Here is a 17,460-nt window from a genome sequence, read left to right as displayed (position 1 = left end):
CTGCTGCTCAGTCTTCCCGCTTCGGAAAGAACAAATCAAAACACGTCACCCCGGCCTCACTGCTCACGCTGTATTGCCCGTTATGCAACTGCATGATGGTCGCCACAATCGACAAGCCCAACCCGTTGGATTGCGCTGACCGTTCCCGTGATTCATCCACACGGTAAAAACGTTCGAACAGTCGCGGCAGATGCTCGGCAGCGATGGTCTCACCGCGGTTGCTGACTTTCAGGTGAATGCCCTCGGCATCGGGAATCGCCCGTATCACCAACTCGGTGCTCGGCGCACCATATTTAATGGCGTTGGCACACAGGTTCGCCAGGGCCCTGCGCAGTAGCATCGGCTCCGCCCAGATCACCCCGTCACCTTCAGCGCGAATACTGATATCCCGATCCGCCGCCAAGCCTTCGAAGTACTCGGCGATGCGTTCCACTTCATCTGCGGCATTGAGTTCCTGACGCTGGCGCAGGGCGCTGGCCGGGTCGGTGCGCGCCAGGAACAGCATGTTGTCGAGCATCCGCGCCAGGCGTTCAAGCTCTTCGACATTGGACGCCAGCAGTTGCTGATAGCTCTCGATGCTGCGGTTTTGTTGCAGGGCAACCTGGGTTTCGCCCAGCAGGTTATTGATGGGGGTGCGCAGTTCGTGGGCCATGTCGGTGGACACCTGGCCCAGTTGGACAAAACCCTTGGCTAGCCGCTCTAGCATGGTGTTAAACGAATCAATCATCGGTAGCAGTTCTTTGGGTGCGCCGTGGCTGTCGAGGCGTTCGGCGAGATTGCCGACGCCGATGCCTTGGGCGTGCCGGGCCAGGCGGCGCAACGGTACAAGTCCACGATGCACCAGTAGATAACCGGCCACCGCCAGAATGATTGCGGCGATGCTCGCCAGGATATAAACGCTCAAGCGATAGCTGGCGAGCATGGCGGTGCGCTCTGTCATCAGGCGCCCCGTGGTGACTTGCAGGCTGCCCAGGTCGCCGGAGTCGATGGACGCGGCCACGGTCGCGAACGGCACACCGTTAATGCTGGGGAAGTGGTGCACGTCGGCAAACGTCAGCTCGTGGTTCTTGGGCACCGGGGGGACGGAAGGCAGGTCGATATTACCGGGATTGACCGTCAGCAGAGCTTTTTGCCCAGGCGCGGCGATGCTCAGTATCGATTCACGGTTGCCCAGCATGTTCTGGAACAGCTCCGGCTTGGTCTTGATCAGGTCCAGGGTATTGCTGTCGTTGAGCAGGTTGCGCAGTTGGTCGACGCGGGAAATCAATGCGGCATCGTCCCGCTTGATCAACTCTCGCTCCAGCTCGCGGTACAGCGCCACACCCAGGGTTGCCAGCAAGGCGAAGGCGAGTAGGGCGAAGACAAGCGCCAGACGCAGCGTCAAGGAGTAATGACGACGTTTGTTCATGGCTGGGTATCGAAGCGGTAGCCGATGCCGCGCACGCTGTGGATCAGCTTGAGCTGGAACGGATCGTCGATTTTCAAGCGCAGGCGCCGTACGGCGACGTCTACCACGTTGGTGTCGCTGTCGAAGTTCATGTCCCACACCCGCGATGCGATCATCGAACGGGACAGCACCTGGTCCTGGTGAGTTGCGAACAGGTGCAGCAGGGCGAACTCTTTATTGGTCAGGGTAATGCGCGTGCCGGCACGGGTAACGCGGCGCTTCAGTACGTCGATCTGCAGGTCAGCGATGTGCAGCTGTTCCTCGTCCCGGCTCGGGCCACGGCGGGTCAGCGTACGCAAGCGTGCTACCAGTTCGGCGAAGGAGAACGGTTTGATCAGGTAATCGTCGGCGCCCAGTTCCAGGCCCTTGATGCGGTCGGCAATGTCATCGCGAGCCGTCAGAAAAAGTACCGGTGTGTCGGCTTCCTTGCGCAGGCGGCGCAGCACTTCCCAGCCGTCCATTTTCGGCATCATCACATCCAGTACGATCACGTCGAACGGGGTTTCCAGGGCCTGATGCAAGCCGTCCACGCCGTCGCGGGCGAGACTGACGGAATAGCCCAGCTCCTGCAGGCCATTGAGCAAGTAGTTGCCGGCCTTGGGTTCGTCTTCGACTACGAGGATGTTCATGGGTAATGCCCTGTTTCAATGCGTAACGCAAGTGTAGCCCGATCAATTGTCACTGGCGCAACCGATGCCCTGCACCTGGTAGTCCAACACGTGTTCGCGGCCTTGGCTGTCGAGGTAGTTGAGGCGGGCGGGGACGATGCCGCATTGGCCATAAGTGTCGGTGCTCGACAGCACTTTGGCCACGTCCAGGTGGACGAAGAAGCCGGTTTTGTCGTGGATGACAGGTTCGGCGGCAAGTACGGAACCGGTAGCGAGCAAAGCGGTAAAGCCGAGGATAAACAGTTTCATGGTGGTATCTCTCTTAAAGGGTTGGCTACCAGGTCATGGCAGTGACTTCACAGTAACCAGGCGCCCCGAACAGCCAACCAACAGGATGATGACAAGTTTGTAATGCAAGGCTTAAGGCTGGCGGCCCGAGGCTTCGAGGATCAGATCGGTGATTTCCTTGGCGTGGGACACCAGTGACAAGTGGCTCGATGGCAGCTCGATGGTGGTGGCGTTCATACGCTTGGCGAGGAAGCGCTCAAGGTCAGGGTTGATGGTCTGGTCATTCGCCGACACCGCATACCACGATGGCTTGGTGTGCCAGGCCGCATTGACAGTGCGGCCGCTGAACAGGGTCTTGGTGATGGGTTGCTGCACGGCGTACAGCTCCATGGCCTTGGCGTGTGGCACATCGGCGGCGAAGTACTTGAGGAAGGCGTCCTGGCTCAGGGTGAGGTAGCCGTCGTGGTCTTCGACGCCAGCGCGAACAGGCATGGTCGGGTACTTGGCTGAGAGCGCGACGAAGTCTTCGTTGGCGTCTGGAGCCCTGGCGGCCACGTAGACCAGGGCGCTGACTTTCGGGTTGACCCCGGCGTCGCTGACCACGGTGCCTGCATAGGAATGGCCGACCAGCACGGTCGGGCCGTCTTGTTGATCCAGCACACGGTGGGTGGCGGCAACATCGTCGGCCACCGAGGTCAGCGGGTTTTGCACGGCGGTGACGTGCAGCCCCGCGGCCTGGAGGCGGGTAATCACCTCGGACCAGCTCGAACCGTCAGCCCAGGAGCCGTGCACCAGCACCACATTCTTGGCTTTGACCGGTGCGATGGTGCCCGCCATGGCGCTGCCAGTGCCCAGCATCAGGAGGCTGGCGGCGATCAGGCAGAGTTTGCTAGCAGGTTTCATAGGTGGACCCTTTTCATCAGTAGGAAGTGGCGTCATCCGATGTGGGCGACTGACGACTTAACTGTATGAAGTGAGGGTGGTGGAAAGACTTACCGCTTGATTACAAAGCTGTAATGCAATCGCGTCGGTGGCGTTTACAACCGTCCAGGTGATCCGTAGATTGCAGTGGGCCCATTATTTGTCTCCGCCCATGAGGAAACTGCGCAGTGTCCATCCGAGGTTCAGCCGTATACAACCGTCGTTACCGTGCCTTTCTGTTCGATATGGACGGAACGTTGCTCAACTCCATTGCCGCCGCCGAGCGGGTGTGGAGCATCTGGGCTAAGAATCATGGTCTGGAAGTGGCGGCGTTCCTGGCCACCATTCACGGTGCCCGTGCGATCGATACCATCACCCGTCAGGCATTGCCGGGCGTTGATCCCGAGGTGGAGGCAGAGTGGATTACCCAGGCTGAAATCAATGATGTCGAAGGTGTCGTGGCGATTCCCGGCGCCGTCACGTTTTTGAACAGTCTGCCGGATGCTCAATGGGCGCTGGTTACCTCGGCGCCCAGGGAGCTGGCGCTACGTCGACTGCAAGCGGCAGGCATTGCGCCGCCGGCAATAATGGTCACCGCCGAAGATGTCGCGATTGGCAAACCGAACCCCGACTGTTACGTGCTGGGGGCGCGACGATTGGGCGTACCGGTGCAGGATTGCCTGGTGTTTGAAGATGCGACAGTAGGCATCCGGGCGGGAGAGGCTGCGGGGGCGGACGTGATGGTTGTGACGTCGACGCATCATGCGCCCATGCTCACCGAGCATTCTTCGATAGACGGGTACGAACAGCTAAGCGTGCTGCGTGACGCGGACGGTTTGCTGTACTTGCAGGACGGGGTCGCCTGACATGAAAAGGTCGAGTCCGTAATGGGGCTTGGCTTTGTTGGGCGTTGGCTGGATCCGTTCACATCCTCGTGGATGTATTCCTGAATACACACGGATGGTGGGAGGGCAGGCAAGCGATTCGGCCGTGAGTGAAACTAACAGTTCCAGGCGTCAGTTCCAGGCGTGAACACAGCTTCATCTTTCCATGAAGATGAACGCAGAGAGGACGTGATTCACGCAACAAAGACAGAGCCGTTCAAGGAGGTTTTCGCCAGCCGTTACAGTGAACGAAAGGGCTGGCTACTGGGAGGGCTTCAAGGCGTCTGGTTTTTGTCCGGAGCAGTCAGGCCAGCCTGAATGCGCTGGTAGATTTCCTCGCGATGCACGGCAACATCCTTGGGTGCGTTAATGCCGATTCGTACTTGCTGGCCGCTTACGCCCAGGATGGTGATCGTGATGTCATCACCGATGTTTATGCTTTCACCAACTTTGCGGGTGAGTATAAGCATGGACTTCTCCTTGATTACTTTTAAGGACACATGTTTCAGACAGGGCAGGTGTCGGATGTGTGTAGCTTACTGCTAAGCGCTTCCCTGTGACTGCCTCTTTTAGGACGCATAGAGGCGACATTAATTCCCATGGCGGCATCATACAGGTCTGCGATACATGATTCGCATTGTTTAAGCCAACGTTTATGACGGCCAGAATAGACAGTGAATGATAAAGTCGCCTCTTTATCTTTGAAGGAGCAGGGCAGTGCGTAAAGTAGCGATGGCAATTGCGGTGTTGGCATTGGCCGGTTGCGGTGAAGGCAAAAGCGTCGATGCGCCCAAGGCCAAGCCTGCCGTGACTGAAAGCCAGCCTCAAACCGGCGCAATTGCCGCTCAGGAATGGGATATTCGGGTAGGCCCGCCCGACCACAAGCTGCAGGCAATCACCGACCTCACGGCCTGGTTGCTGGAACATGGTTTCAATTTTTATATCGTGAAGATGGACGGCAAGGATGAAGTCCTGCTGGGGCCGTTCGCATCCAAGGCGGAGGCTGAGGCCAAGCAGACGCTACTTAACGAGAAGATGGCCCGGGCCAAGAAAACTGACACGGTGTCAGAGATCATTGAGCACAAGGCCGCCCAGTAATAGCCTGGCGGGGCGCAAGCCCCGCACACATTCAACCGCAGGCTTTAAGGTTCACCGGGCCGACAAACTCATTGCCGCGCCCCATCACACACGCCACGGTCTGGTTGCGCTGGCGTTCCCAGGCTTGCACTGGGTAGGTCTTGTTCCAGGCTTCGTACAACTGGCGATCCTGTTTTGACAAGCGCAAGCCGTACTGCTTGCTCATGTAGAAATACGTGCGGGCGATCATTCCCCGGATGGATGGGCGTGGCATCACCTTCTTGGCTTTGAAGTCCACCTGGGTCAGGCATGAGCCGTATTGCCCGCTTTGCACTGGCAGCCAACCAAAACTGAAGTTGTTACGGTCTCCATTGACCTCGCCGATGCTCGGCACCAGGTTGTGCAGGTCGGCCTCGGCGCGCTTGAACACATTATCGTGGCGCGTGCAGTTCTTGCGCCCGCCATCTTGCCAGCACTGGCGCTGATGCCCGATTTGCCAAGCCGGAACGATATGCTCCCACTCAATGCGCGCAGCGCGGTTGGCGTTTTTGCGTGGGATGTAGCCGCAGGCTTTCAAATCCACCCGGTTGCCAGTGTACTTGCAGCCGCAATAGAACTCGGTGGATTGGGGCGCGTAGAGTTTCCAGGCGACCTTCTTGGCTTCGCTGAAGGTACGGGGCGCCTGGGCGTGGGCGGTGATGGCAAAAAACAGACAGCACACAGCGATAAAACGGACACTCATTGAATCAATCTTCCTTCGGCACAACCCAGAAAATCTGCACACCGCCGTCGTCGCGATAAGCGAGGGTGACGTTGTCGTTTTCCGCGATTTCCTCCAGCAAACGCGCCCACTCATCTTCAGGTTCGTCAGGCAAACGGAAGATCAAGGCCGCCTTGGCTTTCTGCGCGTTGGTCGAATTGATGATCTTTTGCACACGAATGGCCAGGCGTTCGTAGGCACCAGGTGGGGTTGGCACTGCGGGAGAGGACTTTGCCACGGAGTATTCCTTAATAAGCTGTACGCACATACAGTATTTAACTGTAGGTGATTTCGCAACTACTTAAACTTCAAGAAGTCCGTCTGACAGCAATTCAGGCAATTTCGTGTAGGGCGGTAGAAGGGGTTTGTAGGAGCAAGCTCGCTCGCGAGAAGCTTGAGGGCGATGGGTTAATCCAGACAAACAGCGTCAGTGTTAACGACCTTCGCGAGCAAGCTCGCTCCTACAGAGGACGGCAGGAATCAGTATTCCCAGAACATCCGTTGCAACTCTTTGCTGTCCTGGGTCTTGGTCAGGGCGACCATCGCCAGGATGCGGGCTTTCTGTGGGTTGAGGTCGAGGGCCGCGACCCAATCGTATTTGTCGTCAGGCTGTTCGGCGTTACGCAGCACCATGCCGCCGGCATTCACATGGGAAGAACGAATGATCTGCACACCTTGCTTGCGCAGTTCTACCAGAGCAGGCACGACCTTGGAGGACACTGAGCCATTGCCGGTGCCAGCGTGGATGATCGCTTTGGCGCCAGCTTGAGCCAGAGCCTTGTAAGCGGTATCGCTCACGTTGCCATAGCCATAGGCAATCTCGACATCGGGCAGGCTCTTGATGTTTTTGATATCGAATTCAGAATCCATGGTGTGACGCTTGGCTGGCAAGCGGAACCAGTAGGATTTGCCTTCAACCACCATGCCCAGCGGGCCCCATGGGCTCTTGAATGCTTCGGTCTTGATATTGATCATCTTGCTGACGTCGCGACCCGACTGGATCTCGTCGTTCATGGTGACCAGCACGCCCTTGCCGCGTGCATCTTTGCTACCGGCCACGGCCACGGCGTTGTACAGGTTGAGCATGCCGTCTGCCGACATGGCGGTGCCTGGGCGCATGGAGCCGACCACTACGATTGGCTTGTCGGTTTTTTCCACCAGGTTCAGGAAGTAGGCGGTTTCTTCCAGGGTGTCGGTACCGTGGGTGATCACGATGCCGTCCACGTCCTTGCTGTCAGCCAGTTCGGCGACGCGACGCCCCAGTTGCAGCAGGTTTTCATTGTTGATGCTTTCGGACGCAATTTGCATAACTTGTTCGCCGCGTACATTGGCGATCTGGCTAAGCTCAGGAACACCGGCGATCAATTGCTCGATGCCGACCTTGGCCGCCTGGTAGGTGGCACTGTTGGCCGCGCTGGCGCCGGCGCCGGCAATGGTGCCGCCGGTGGCAAGGATCACCACATTGGACAGTTTGGTCTTGGATTCAACTTCCTTTGCCTGGGCGGCAACGGGGAACAACAGCAGGAGGGCTAAAGCGCCCGGAACAAAGTTTTTCAGTGCAGATTTCATTATTTTTCTCTCTGGTTTTTGATGAGTGCTGTAGCAGGTTCATCTAGAACACCCGGGCGGTTCTGAATGCCACGAGGTGATGGAGTAGAGCAGGATCTGTACCAGGCTGATTGTGTTTATGGTTATAAAATAAATATTTGATATATAAAGGTTTTTACTATTTTTCTGGTGACTGGGATGAAGTAGGCGTCCGGCTTTCCGAACATCGGACGGTATTGCGTTCGGTTGTCCGAAAAGTGTTGACCGCTTGGCTTTTGAGTTTGCATGAATGATGTCGCGCAGCCTGTCGTTTTAGAGAACGACCGGAAGCGTGCAATGTTTAACTGCACCCAAGGTCAGGCGTAAGGGAGGGCGTGGATGAAAGGCAGTTTTCAACCGTTGACAAATCTCGACAAGGTTCTCATAGTTTGAACAACGCAAACGTTTGCGGGATGTTTCACGGATTACTCCTGGAGTATCGTGACAGCTCGTATCAGCCACCCGGGTGGGAAGGCTGCCGAAGCGATCTTCGGTGCAAGCGTTGCTCACAATAATCATAAGATCGGAGTGAACCCATGAAGCTGCCATTCGCTGGACGTCTTCTTGCTGTCGCTGTGCTTGCTGCCGCATCCGCTGCCTTGCCTCTCTCCTCTGCATTTGCCGATGACGCCGCCAAACCCAAGGTCGGCCTGGTCATGAAATCCCTCGCCAATGAATTCTTTGTCACCATGCAAGACGGTGCCAAGACCTATCAGAAAGATCACGCCGCCGATTTCGACATGATCACCAACGGGATCAAGAACGAAACCGACACCAGTGCGCAGATCGATATCGTCAACCAGATGATCCTCGCCAAGGTCAATGCCATCGTCATCGCGCCGGCTGACTCCAAGGCGCTGGTCACCGTGCTGAAGAAGGCTTCGGATGCCGGTATCAAGGTCGTCAACATCGACAACCGCCTGGACCCGGATGTGCTCAAAAGCAAAAACCTCGATATTCCGTTCGTAGGTCCGGACAACCGCAAAGGCTCCAAGCTGGTGGGCGACTACCTGGCCAAGCAGCTGGCCTCGGGTGACAAGGTCGGCATCATCGAAGGCGTGCCGACGACCACCAACGCCCAGCAGCGTACCGCAGGCTACAAGGATGCGATGGACGCTGCCGGCATGAAGATCGTCTCCACCCAATCCGGCAACTGGGAAATCGACCAGGGCCAGAAAGTCGCGTCCGCCATGCTGAGTGAGTACCCGGACCTCAAGGCCCTGCTGGCCGGTAACGACAACATGGCGTTGGGCGCTGTCTCCGCCGTACGTGCGGCAGGCAAAGCCGGCAAAGTACTGGTCGTGGGCTACGACAACATCGAAGCCATCAAGCCGATGTTGCAAGACGGCCGCGTACTTGCCACCGCTGACCAGGCCGCTGCCCAGCAAGCCGTGTTCGGTATCCAGAACGCGCTCAAGCTGGTCAAGGGTGAGAAAGTCGATGCCAAAGATGGCGTGATCGAAACCCCGGTCGAGCTCGTTCTCAAGAAGTAATCCTGGCAGTACCCAACAGCGCCCGCTCGTCCTGAGCGGGCGCCTGGAGATTTTCCTATGTCATCTTCCGCCCCGAACGCTGTCCTCTCGGTCAGCGGTATCGGCAAGACCTATGCCCAGCCGGTTCTGTCCGACATCACCCTGACGCTCAATCGCGGGGAAGTGCTGGCGTTGACCGGTGAGAACGGCGCAGGCAAAAGCACCTTGTCGAAGATCATCGGCGGGCTGGTCACGCCGACCACCGGGCACATGCAGTTCAATGGGCAGGACTATCGCCCCGGCAGTCGCACCCAGGCCGAAGAACTGGGCGTGCGCATGGTCATGCAGGAACTCAACCTGCTGCCGACACTGACCGTCGCCGAAAACCTGTTCCTGGATAACCTGCCCAGCCACTGTGGTTGGATCAGCCGCAAACAACTGCGCAAGGCTGCGATCGAGGCCATGGCCCAAGTCGGCCTGGATGCTATCGACCCGGACACACTGGTCGGCAGCCTGGGTATTGGCCATCAGCAGATGGTCGAGATCGCCCGTAACCTGATTGGCGACTGCCACGTACTGATCCTCGACGAACCCACGGCGATGCTCACGGCGCGTGAAGTCGAGATGCTGTTTGAACAAATCACCCGCCTGCAGGCCCGGGGCGTGGCGATCATCTACATTTCACACCGGCTGGAAGAGCTGGCCCGTGTGGCCCAACGCATTGCGGTATTGCGCGACGGCAAGCTGGTCTGTGTCGAGCCGATGGCCAACTACAACAGCGAACAACTGGTCACTTTGATGGTAGGTCGCGAGCTGGGCGAGCACATCGACCTGGGCCCGCGCACCATTGGTGGCCCGGCCCTGACGGTGAAAGGCCTGACCCGCTCGGACAAAGTCCGCGACGTGTCCTTCGAAGTGCGTGCGGGCGAGATTTACGGCATCTCCGGCCTGATCGGTGCCGGTCGTACTGAACTGTTGCGCCTGATCTTCGGCGCCGACCTGGCCGACAGCGGTACCGTGGCGCTCGGCTCGCCAGCCCAAGTGGTGAGCATTCGCTCGCCGGTGGACGCGGTGGGTCATGGCATTGCCCTGATAACCGAGGACCGCAAAGGCGAAGGCCTGCTGCTGACTCAATCCATCAGCGCCAACATTGCCCTGGGCAACATGCCGGAAATTTCCGGCGGTGGCGTCGTCAACAGCCGCAATGAAACCGCGCTGGCCAAGCGTCAGATCGATGCCATGCGCATCCGCAGTTCCAGTCCGGCGCAGTTGGTCTCCGAGCTGTCCGGTGGTAACCAGCAGAAAGTGGTGATAGGCCGCTGGCTGGAGCGTGATTGCTCGGTAATGCTGTTCGATGAGCCGACCCGTGGCATCGACGTCGGTGCCAAGTTCGATATTTATGCCTTGCTGGGCGAGTTGACCCGCCAGGGCAAAGCGCTGGTGGTGGTGTCCAGCGACCTGCGTGAACTCATGCTGATTTGCGACCGCATCGGTGTGTTGTCCGCCGGGCGCTTGATCGAGACCTTCGAGCGCGACAGCTGGACCCAGGACGAATTGCTCGCCGCCGCTTTCGCCGGCTATCAGAAACGTGATGCGCTGCTCAATGACGCAGTGCTTAGGGATACCCCATGAAAACCACAACTTCCCCCGGCAAGACTGGCGGCAATTTCTATGGCCTGGGTACTTACTTGGGGCTGGCGGGCGCCTTGCTGGCGATGATTGCGCTGTTCTCGGTACTTAGCGACCACTTCCTGTCCTATGACACCTTCAGCACCCTGGCCAACCAGATTCCAGACCTGATGGTGCTGGCGGTGGGCATGACCTTCATCCTCATCATCGGCGGTATTGACCTGTCGGTGGGCTCGGTGCTGGCCCTGGCGGCGTCGGCTGTCAGCGTGGCGATTCTCGGCTGGGGCTGGAGCGTGTTGCCGGCTGCCGTGCTGGGCATGGGCTGTGCGGCGTTGGCGGGCACCATTACCGGCTCGATCACCGTGGCCTGGCGCATTCCGTCGTTCATCGTGTCCCTGGGCGTGCTGGAAATGGCCCGTGGCGTGGCGTACCAAATGACCGGCTCGCGTACCGCTTACATCGGTGATTCGTTTGCCTGGCTGTCCAACCCGATTGCCTTTGGCATCTCCCCGTCATTCATCATTGCCTTGCTGGTGATCATCGCTGCGCAGCTTGTACTGACGCGTACCGTGTTTGGTCGTTACCTGATCGGTATCGGCACGAACGAAGAGGCCGTGCGTCTGGCAGGGATCAATCCCAAGCCCTACAAGATCCTGGTGTTCAGCCTCATGGGCCTGCTGGCCGGTGTGGCCGCGCTGTTCCAGATCTCGCGCCTGGAAGCGGCAGACCCGAATGCCGGCTCCGGCCTTGAGCTGCAAGTGATTGCGGCGGTGGTGATCGGCGGTACCAGCCTGATGGGCGGGCGCGGCTCAGTGATCAGCACCTTTTTTGGTGTGTTGATTATTTCAGTATTGGCCGCCGGCCTGGCGCAGATCGGTGCCACGGAGCCCACTAAGCGCATCATTACCGGCGCCGTGATCGTGATTGCCGTGGTCCTCGATACCTACCGCAGTCAGCGCGCCAGTCGGCGAGGCTGAACTATGGCAACGATCAAGGATGTGGCAGCGCTTGCGGGTATTTCCTACACCACGGTGTCCCATGTGGTGAACAAGACGCGCCCGGTCAGCGAGCCGGTACGTATCAAGGTCGAAGCGGCGATCAAGCAGCTCGACTACGTGCCCAGTGCCGTAGCGCGTTCGCTCAAGGCCAAGACCACGGCCACCATCGGTTTGCTGGTGCCCAACAGCCTCAACCCGTATTTTGCGGAACTGGCCCGCGGCATCGAGGATTACTGCGAGCGTAACGGCTATTGCGTGATCCTGTGCAACTCCGACGACAACGCTGAAAAGCAGCGCAACTATTTGCGTGTGTTACTGGAAAAACGCATCGACGGCTTGATCGTGACCTCGGTGGGTGGCGACGACAGCGGTCTTGCCGCCGGCTTGAGCGCGGTGCGTACGCCCATGGTGATCGTCGACCGGGCGCTGGATGGCATTGACGTGGACCTGGTGCGTATCGACCACGAGGAGGGCGCCTACCTGGCGACCCGACACTTGCTCGAACTGGGCCACCGAGACATCGCCTGCATCGGCGGTCCGGCCCATACCCGGGTCGCGCAGATGCGTCTGGCGGGGTATCACCGCGCGCTGCGAGAGGCGGGAGTCGACGTGGCAGCCAATCGCACCCAGGAGAGCGACTTCACCAGCACGGGCGGTTATGCCGCCGCCGTGCAGTTGTTGGCGCACAATCCGCCCAGCGCGATTTTTGCCAGCAACGACATGATCGGTTTCGGCGTGTTGCGCGCAGCAGCCGAGCGCAATATCCGCGTGCCGGGCGAGCTGTCAGTGATCGGTTTTGATGATATCCAAATGGGCCGTTACGTCTACCCAGCGTTGACGACGGTCGGGCAGTCGATCGTGCAACTGGGCGAGACGGCGGCCGAGCTGTTACTGCGAAGAATTGCGACACCCCACATGCCGATCGATCAACGCATCGTGACGCCGAGCATCGTATTGCGTGAGTCGACGGCGCCCGTCGCCGGAACATTCGCGCAATACCGCTGAACCGAATTGATGAGTACTGATGTATGCCAGCAAAAGTAGTGGTAGTAGGCAGCTTGAACATGGACCTGGTGACCCGCGCCAGCCGGCTGCCGCGTGCCGGTGAAACACTCATCGGGCAGACATTTTCCACCGTGCCTGGCGGAAAGGGCGCGAACCAGGCCGTCGCTTCGGCGAGACTGGGCGCCGATGTGTCGATGATCGGCTGCGTCGGCACCGATGCCTATGGCACTCAATTGCGTGACGCATTGCTGGTTGAGGGGATTGATTGCCAGGCCGTCAGTACCGTGGATGGCTCCAGTGGCGTGGCCTTGATCGTGGTGGATGACAGCAGCCAGAACGCGATTGTGATCGTGGCGGGCAGCAACGGCGAACTGACGCCGGCCTCGTTGCAGGCGTTCGACGCGGTGCTGCAGGCGGCTGACGTGATCGTCTGCCAGCTGGAGGTGCCGATGAATACGGTGGGCTACACCCTCAAGCGCGGCCGAGAGCTGGGCAAGACGGTGATCCTCAACCCAGCCCCGGCCAGCGGCCCATTGCCGGCTGAGTGGTACGCGTCGATCGACTACCTCATTCCCAATGAAAGCGAAGCCGCCGCATTGAGCGGCGTGACGGTCGACTCAATTGACAACGCCAAGGTGGCGGCGACCCAACTGATCCAGGCCGGAGCCGGTAAAGTGATCATCACCCTGGGGTCTCAGGGCACGCTGTTTACCGACGGCCAACGCTTTGCGCATCTGCAAGCGCCAAAGGTCAAGGCGGTAGACACCACGGCCGCGGGCGACACCTTCGTCGGCGGCTTTGCGGCGGCACTGGCCAACGGCAAGAGCGAGGCAGAGGCCATCCGTTTTGGCCAGGTCGCGGCGGCGTTGTCGGTCACCCGTGCCGGCGCGCAACCCTCTATTCCAACGCTGCACGACGTACAAGGTTTTGTGCACTCATGAAAAAGACACCTCTGCTCAATATTGCCCTGTCGCGTGTGATCGCCTCACTTGGGCACGGCGACATCCTGGTGATCGGTGATGCCGGCCTGCCGGTGCCCCCTAGCGTCGAGCTGATTGACCTGGCGTTGACCCAAGGCATCCCGGACTTCATCAGCACCTTGCGTATCGTGCTCAGTGAAATGCAGGTGGAGTGCCATGTGTTGGCCGAAGAAATCCTGCTCAAACAACCGCCGGCGCTGGCTGAACTCAACACGCTCACAGAACAGGCTGCCCTCGGTGAGCGACGCCTGGTCAGCCATGAAGAATTTAAGCAGCTCAGCCGCAAGGCGCGCGCCGTGGTGCGCACTGGCGAATGTCAGCCTTACTGCAATATCGCGCTGGTATCCGGCGTAACGTTCTAGCGTTCCCAACGACAAGGAGTGTTTTATGCAACGTGGTCTCCCAACCCTGAAAAACCTGTTCCGGAGTGTTCTGCTTTTGTCCGCACTCACTGCTGCAAGCGCCCAGGCGGCGGAAAAGATCGATCTGATCATCGATACCGACCCCGGTGCTGATGATGTAGTGGCCTTGCTGTTCGCCATGGCCTCCCCGGATGAGCTGAATATCCGTGCGCTGACCACCGTCGCCGGCAACGTGCGCCTGGACAAGACCTCCCGCAACGCGCGCCTGGCCCGCGAGTGGGCAGGGCGCGAGGAAATCCCGGTGTACGCCGGTGCGCCAGCGCCGCTGCTGCGCAAGCCGATCTACGCCGAGAACATCCATGGCAAGGAGGGTATTTCCGGCGTCGCCGTGCATGAGCCCAAGAAGGGCCTGGCGGACGGCAATGCCGTTGACTACCTGATCAAGACCCTGAGCACCGCCAAGCCGCACAGCATCACCATCGCCATGCTCGGCCCGCAGACCAACCTGGCGCTGGCACTGACCCAGGCGCCGGAAATCACCCAAGGCATCAAGGAAGTGGTGGTGATGGGTGGCGCGCACTTCAATGGCGGCAATATCACTCCGGTGGCGGAATTCAACCTGTTCGCCGACCCGGTGGCAGCCGAGATTGTGCTCAAGAGCGGCGTCAAGCTGACCTACCTGCCGTTGGACGTGACCCACAAGGTGCTGACCAGCGAAGCACGCCTGAAAAAGATCGCCGACATCAAGAACAACGCGAGCAAGGTGGTGGGCGATATTCTTAACGAATACGTCAAGGGCGACATGGAGCACTACGGTATTCCAGGTGGCCCGGTGCATGACGCTACCGTCATTGCTTACCTGCTCAAGCCTTCGCTGTTCAGTGGTCGTCAGGCCAATATGGTGGTGGATAGCCGTGAGGGGCCGACCTTTGGCCAGACCATCGTCGATTGGTACGACGGCCTGAAGCAGGAAAAGAATGTGTTCTGGGTTGAGAACGGCGACGCCCAGGGCTTTTTCGATCTGCTGACCGAGCGCCTGGCGCGTCTGAAGTAATGGTTCTACCGGTCGGCGTTCGCCGGCCGGTTCTTATTCGCGCTCGGGGTCGTGTGCCCCCATGTGATCGGCCGGATATTTCTCGAATATCTGGCCGATGAACGCTTGTGCCGCCTGCGTGCCCAGTTCCTTGACCAGCAGGTCGATACCGATGATTGCCAATTCCTCTGGGCTGCCGGGGCTGTACGAGCTTTGCCCTTGGGGCCACTTGGCTTTGATGTCGGCTTGGAGCGTTACGGTGGTCATGACTGTCTCGCGGGGCTGAAAGTACTGGGTAGTGCGCTGGAACGCGGTGCTTACCGGGCCAGTTAACCATTTTGTATCGCGTTTGGCACTGATACTTAGGCATGAGGCGATTCGGAATGACGGCAGCGCTGTGCGACACTGTCCGCCTGTTTAATTGCCGGGACACCACGTGCAGATCGATTTGAGCAACCCCGAGAACCTGACATTGGCGAATGTGCGCCAACTGCTCGCCAGTGCCAACGACGACGAACATACCCAGTTACGGGTGACCAAAGCTGGAATCGCCTACATCTCCTCTGGGAAGGTTGTAGGCGGTGTAGACATCGACGGGCTGCTGTTTCGCCTGGAGACCTGGGCCAAGGGTTCCGGGTACGTAGGCAATGTGGCCGCCAGCGACGAAGTCTGGGTGACGCAGATTTTCAATGCGCTGAAGGAAAACTGGCCGAAGCCGGCGTTCGACTACATCGACATCTACTGAATACATTCATATCTGGTCACGATTGACCGGGCGAATGCCTGTCGAGAGTCAGGCAGACTTGCCCAGCGGCGGTTTACGTCTTGAAACCAATCCGCACAATCGCTGTCGCACGATCTCTGTCCATTTTTTATCATAGGAGGCTTCATGCCTTGGAAGCTCGCATCATTCGGTACTTTGTTGGCAGCACTCGCGTTGGCGGGTTGCAGCACCCCGGGTGCCTCTGAGCCAGCCAAAGACGCCGCCGTGGCCGATGCCGGTCATAGCCGCTGTGAGTCGAAGGCCGCCGAATTCACCATCGGCCAGAAAGCTTCGCCCCAGTTGCTGGAGCAGGCGCGTACCCGTGCCGGTGCGCAGAATGCGCGCATCCTCAAGCCGAACGACATGATCACCCTGGAGTACCGCTCCGATCGCTTGAACCTGAACACCGACGACAATCTGGTGATCACACGGGTCAATTGCGGATAAGTCGCTCCAGGCTTTTGCAGCGCCCATAAAAAACCCCGTCACATGGACGGGGTTTTTTTAGCTCAGCGGAGAATTACTCGCCGCGAACCTGTGCAGCTTGCATACCCTTTTGGCCTTTCTCAGCCACGAAGGAAACGGTTTGGCCTTCTTTCAGGCTTTTGAAACCGTCGCTTTCGATAGCTTTGAAGTGTACGAACAGGTCGTCACCGCCACCTTGAGGAGTGATGAAGCCGAAGCCTTTTTCATCGTTGAACCATTTAACGGTGCCGGTTTGGCGATTAGACATGGTGTATCTCCAAGAAACATATATTTTCAGTAGTGCTGTGCTGCTCAGGCCAACTGGGCACACCGGGCTATCATAGTCGAAATGTTCGGCTTGGGAGCCCCCCCAAGGCATTGTTTGCTAATCAATAGCGTTGCGTTTAGTGCCTTGATCGGCTGAAAGCCCCGATTTACGGGGCTTAAGCTCGAAATATCAGCTGGTAAAAAAAGCCGTAAAACCTGTGTAATTTGTGAGAAATGGCAGTTTTCGGGCCATTTTTCCGGCAAAACAGCTGTGTGATCAGTCGCAAATCTTACTTTTTCTTCACGACTTTGCAGGACGAGATAGCCGCGACAGCTTTGTTTTTAAGCTCCGGACTAGCGTTCTGATTGGTCATCAGTTCTTTGATTTCGGCAGTGCTCAGTTCGGCGTTGATCTTGTCAGCGCCACATTCGCAATGGGCTTTGGCGGTTTTGACGTCTACGTTCTGGCTGGCGGCGGCGCTGCAGTCGCTGACGAAGCTGTCGCGGGCACCGGCTGGCCAGTTCGACGGGGCTGCCGCCTGTGCGCCGAGGGAAAGGAGGGTCAGGGAGGCGGCGAGAGCGAGGGTAGAGGTAAAACGCATCATGAGGATGCTCCTTTGGGTCGAGGACGAACGGCGATTCTCGGAGGGTTTGAGGGCTCGCGTACAGCCCAAGTTCACTTTTGCAGCTATAAAGGGCGGAATTTGTATTTACGCAAGATAGCAGCGCCGCGATGACCGTTCATCTGTGCTAGCATCTTGCGCTTGGCTATTTCCAGGCGTGCCAATTGCCGCCTTGCCAGGTTCTTTTTTAGCTCACTCCAGTCACTCTGGTTCGATTATCGGTTGGCCGAAAGGCTCCTGCCGCTGTAAGGCAGGCGTTCATCATTGAACGGCCTGGTGTTGGATCTTGTA

22 protein-coding genes are annotated in these 17,460 nt (G+C 58.6%); 11 read left to right on the top strand and 11 right to left on the bottom strand.

Annotation, left to right across the window (positions count from 1 at the left end):
* Positions 1-7 precede the first annotated feature (7 nt).
* The 4 genes from U367_RS0111760 to U367_RS0111745 all read right to left on the bottom strand — a co-directional run bounded on the left by U367_RS0111760 (position 8) and on the right by U367_RS0111745 (position 3,246).
* A complete protein-coding gene (locus tag U367_RS0111760) occupies positions 8-1,408 on the bottom strand; it encodes a heavy metal sensor histidine kinase (RefSeq protein ID WP_028617103.1) in 1,401 nt (466 codons plus the stop codon).
* The gene (locus tag U367_RS0111755; RefSeq protein WP_028617102.1) at positions 1,405-2,076 is read right to left on the bottom strand and encodes a heavy metal response regulator transcription factor; all 672 of its coding nucleotides are present in this window, start codon (positions 2,074-2,076) and stop codon (positions 1,405-1,407) included. The genes U367_RS0111760 and U367_RS0111755 overlap by 4 nt, the downstream gene beginning before the upstream one ends.
* 42 nt (positions 2,077-2,118) lie before the next feature.
* Positions 2,119-2,364 (bottom strand): DUF2790 domain-containing protein, encoded by a 246-nt coding sequence (locus tag U367_RS0111750; protein WP_028617101.1) that lies wholly within the window; start codon positions 2,362-2,364, stop codon positions 2,119-2,121.
* Between the two features lie 111 nt (positions 2,365-2,475).
* Positions 2,476-3,246: an alpha/beta fold hydrolase gene (locus tag U367_RS0111745; RefSeq protein WP_028617100.1), complete on the bottom strand. Its 771-nt coding sequence runs from the start codon at positions 3,244-3,246 to the stop codon at positions 2,476-2,478.
* 206 nt (positions 3,247-3,452) lie between these two features.
* On the opposite strand from U367_RS0111745, the gene U367_RS0111740 reads away from it, so the two are divergent.
* Positions 3,453-4,130 (top strand): HAD-IA family hydrolase, encoded by a 678-nt coding sequence (locus U367_RS0111740; RefSeq protein WP_028617099.1) that lies wholly within the window; start codon positions 3,453-3,455, stop codon positions 4,128-4,130.
* A gap of 293 nt (positions 4,131-4,423) precedes the next feature.
* Here the strand turns inward: U367_RS0111740 and csrA are convergent, their stop codons facing one another.
* Positions 4,424-4,618, bottom strand: coding sequence for a carbon storage regulator CsrA (csrA, locus tag U367_RS0111735; protein WP_003192511.1), 195 nt, complete (start codon positions 4,616-4,618; stop codon positions 4,424-4,426).
* A gap of 262 nt (positions 4,619-4,880) precedes the next feature.
* On the opposite strand from csrA, the gene U367_RS0111730 reads away from it, so the two are divergent.
* Complete coding sequence (locus U367_RS0111730) at positions 4,881-5,246, top strand: SPOR domain-containing protein (RefSeq protein WP_032864195.1); 366 nt, start codon at positions 4,881-4,883, stop codon at positions 5,244-5,246.
* Between the two features lie 31 nt (positions 5,247-5,277).
* On the opposite strand, the gene U367_RS0111725 is transcribed toward U367_RS0111730, so the two are convergent.
* The 3 genes from U367_RS0111725 to U367_RS0111715 form a co-directional block, all read right to left on the bottom strand.
* Entirely contained in the window at positions 5,278-5,967 is a 690-nt protein-coding gene (locus U367_RS0111725) for an endonuclease (protein ID WP_028617097.1), read from the bottom strand.
* A 4-nt stretch (positions 5,968-5,971) separates the two neighbouring features.
* Positions 5,972-6,223, bottom strand: coding sequence for a DUF1654 domain-containing protein (locus tag U367_RS0111720; RefSeq protein WP_028617096.1), 252 nt, complete (start codon positions 6,221-6,223; stop codon positions 5,972-5,974).
* A gap of 242 nt (positions 6,224-6,465) precedes the next feature.
* Positions 6,466-7,554 (bottom strand): asparaginase, encoded by a 1,089-nt coding sequence (locus U367_RS0111715; RefSeq protein ID WP_010209102.1) that lies wholly within the window; start codon positions 7,552-7,554, stop codon positions 6,466-6,468.
* Positions 7,555-8,108: 554 nt separating this feature from the next.
* Between U367_RS0111715 and U367_RS0111710 the strand changes: the two genes are divergently transcribed.
* From U367_RS0111710 to U367_RS0111680, 7 genes are read left to right on the top strand one after another with little or no spacing between them, the layout of a single operon-like run.
* Positions 8,109-9,065, top strand: coding sequence for a sugar ABC transporter substrate-binding protein (locus U367_RS0111710; protein ID WP_028617095.1), 957 nt, complete (start codon positions 8,109-8,111; stop codon positions 9,063-9,065).
* 57 nt (positions 9,066-9,122) lie between these two features.
* Entirely contained in the window at positions 9,123-10,676 is a 1,554-nt protein-coding gene (locus U367_RS0111705; RefSeq protein WP_016978156.1) for a sugar ABC transporter ATP-binding protein, read from the top strand.
* The gene (locus U367_RS0111700) at positions 10,673-11,650 is read left to right on the top strand and encodes an ABC transporter permease (protein WP_010209107.1); all 978 of its coding nucleotides are present in this window, start codon (positions 10,673-10,675) and stop codon (positions 11,648-11,650) included. The genes U367_RS0111705 and U367_RS0111700 overlap by 4 nt, the downstream gene beginning before the upstream one ends.
* Positions 11,651-11,653: 3 nt before the next feature.
* A complete protein-coding gene (locus U367_RS0111695; protein WP_016978154.1) occupies positions 11,654-12,676 on the top strand; it encodes a LacI family DNA-binding transcriptional regulator in 1,023 nt (340 codons plus the stop codon).
* A 23-nt stretch (positions 12,677-12,699) separates the two neighbouring features.
* Positions 12,700-13,617 (top strand): ribokinase, encoded by a 918-nt coding sequence (rbsK, locus tag U367_RS0111690; protein ID WP_028617094.1) that lies wholly within the window; start codon positions 12,700-12,702, stop codon positions 13,615-13,617.
* Positions 13,614-14,018: a D-ribose pyranase gene (gene rbsD, locus U367_RS0111685; RefSeq protein WP_028617093.1), complete on the top strand. Its 405-nt coding sequence runs from the start codon at positions 13,614-13,616 to the stop codon at positions 14,016-14,018. The genes rbsK and rbsD overlap by 4 nt, the downstream gene beginning before the upstream one ends.
* A 25-nt stretch (positions 14,019-14,043) precedes the next feature.
* Positions 14,044-15,072: a nucleoside hydrolase gene (locus U367_RS0111680; RefSeq protein WP_028617092.1), complete on the top strand. Its 1,029-nt coding sequence runs from the start codon at positions 14,044-14,046 to the stop codon at positions 15,070-15,072.
* 33 nt (positions 15,073-15,105) lie between these two features.
* Here U367_RS0111680 and U367_RS0111675 read toward each other — a convergent pair whose 3' ends face one another.
* The gene (locus U367_RS0111675) at positions 15,106-15,318 is read right to left on the bottom strand and encodes a hypothetical protein (protein WP_010209115.1); all 213 of its coding nucleotides are present in this window, start codon (positions 15,316-15,318) and stop codon (positions 15,106-15,108) included.
* Positions 15,319-15,487: 169 nt separating this feature from the next.
* On the opposite strand from U367_RS0111675, the gene U367_RS0111670 reads away from it, so the two are divergent.
* Both U367_RS0111670 and U367_RS0111665 read left to right on the top strand, forming a co-directional pair.
* Positions 15,488-15,796, top strand: coding sequence for a hypothetical protein (locus U367_RS0111670; RefSeq protein WP_028617091.1), 309 nt, complete (start codon positions 15,488-15,490; stop codon positions 15,794-15,796).
* 144 nt (positions 15,797-15,940) lie between these two features.
* On the top strand, positions 15,941-16,261 hold the full coding sequence (locus tag U367_RS0111665; RefSeq protein ID WP_025857833.1) for an I78 family peptidase inhibitor: 321 nt from the start codon (positions 15,941-15,943) through the stop codon (positions 16,259-16,261).
* Between the two features lie 73 nt (positions 16,262-16,334).
* Here U367_RS0111665 and U367_RS0111660 read toward each other — a convergent pair whose 3' ends face one another.
* Both U367_RS0111660 and U367_RS0111655 read right to left on the bottom strand, forming a co-directional pair.
* A complete protein-coding gene (locus U367_RS0111660) occupies positions 16,335-16,547 on the bottom strand; it encodes a cold-shock protein (RefSeq protein WP_003234260.1) in 213 nt (70 codons plus the stop codon).
* Positions 16,548-16,836: 289 nt separating this feature from the next.
* Entirely contained in the window at positions 16,837-17,151 is a 315-nt protein-coding gene (locus U367_RS0111655) for a hypothetical protein (protein WP_016978147.1), read from the bottom strand.
* Between the last annotated feature and the right edge of the window lie 309 nt (positions 17,152-17,460).

Source organism: Pseudomonas canadensis, assembly GCF_000503215.1.
GTDB classification, from domain to species: domain Bacteria; phylum Pseudomonadota; class Gammaproteobacteria; order Pseudomonadales; family Pseudomonadaceae; genus Aquipseudomonas; species Aquipseudomonas canadensis.
This window is presented reverse-complemented; position numbering and strand designations above follow the sequence as displayed.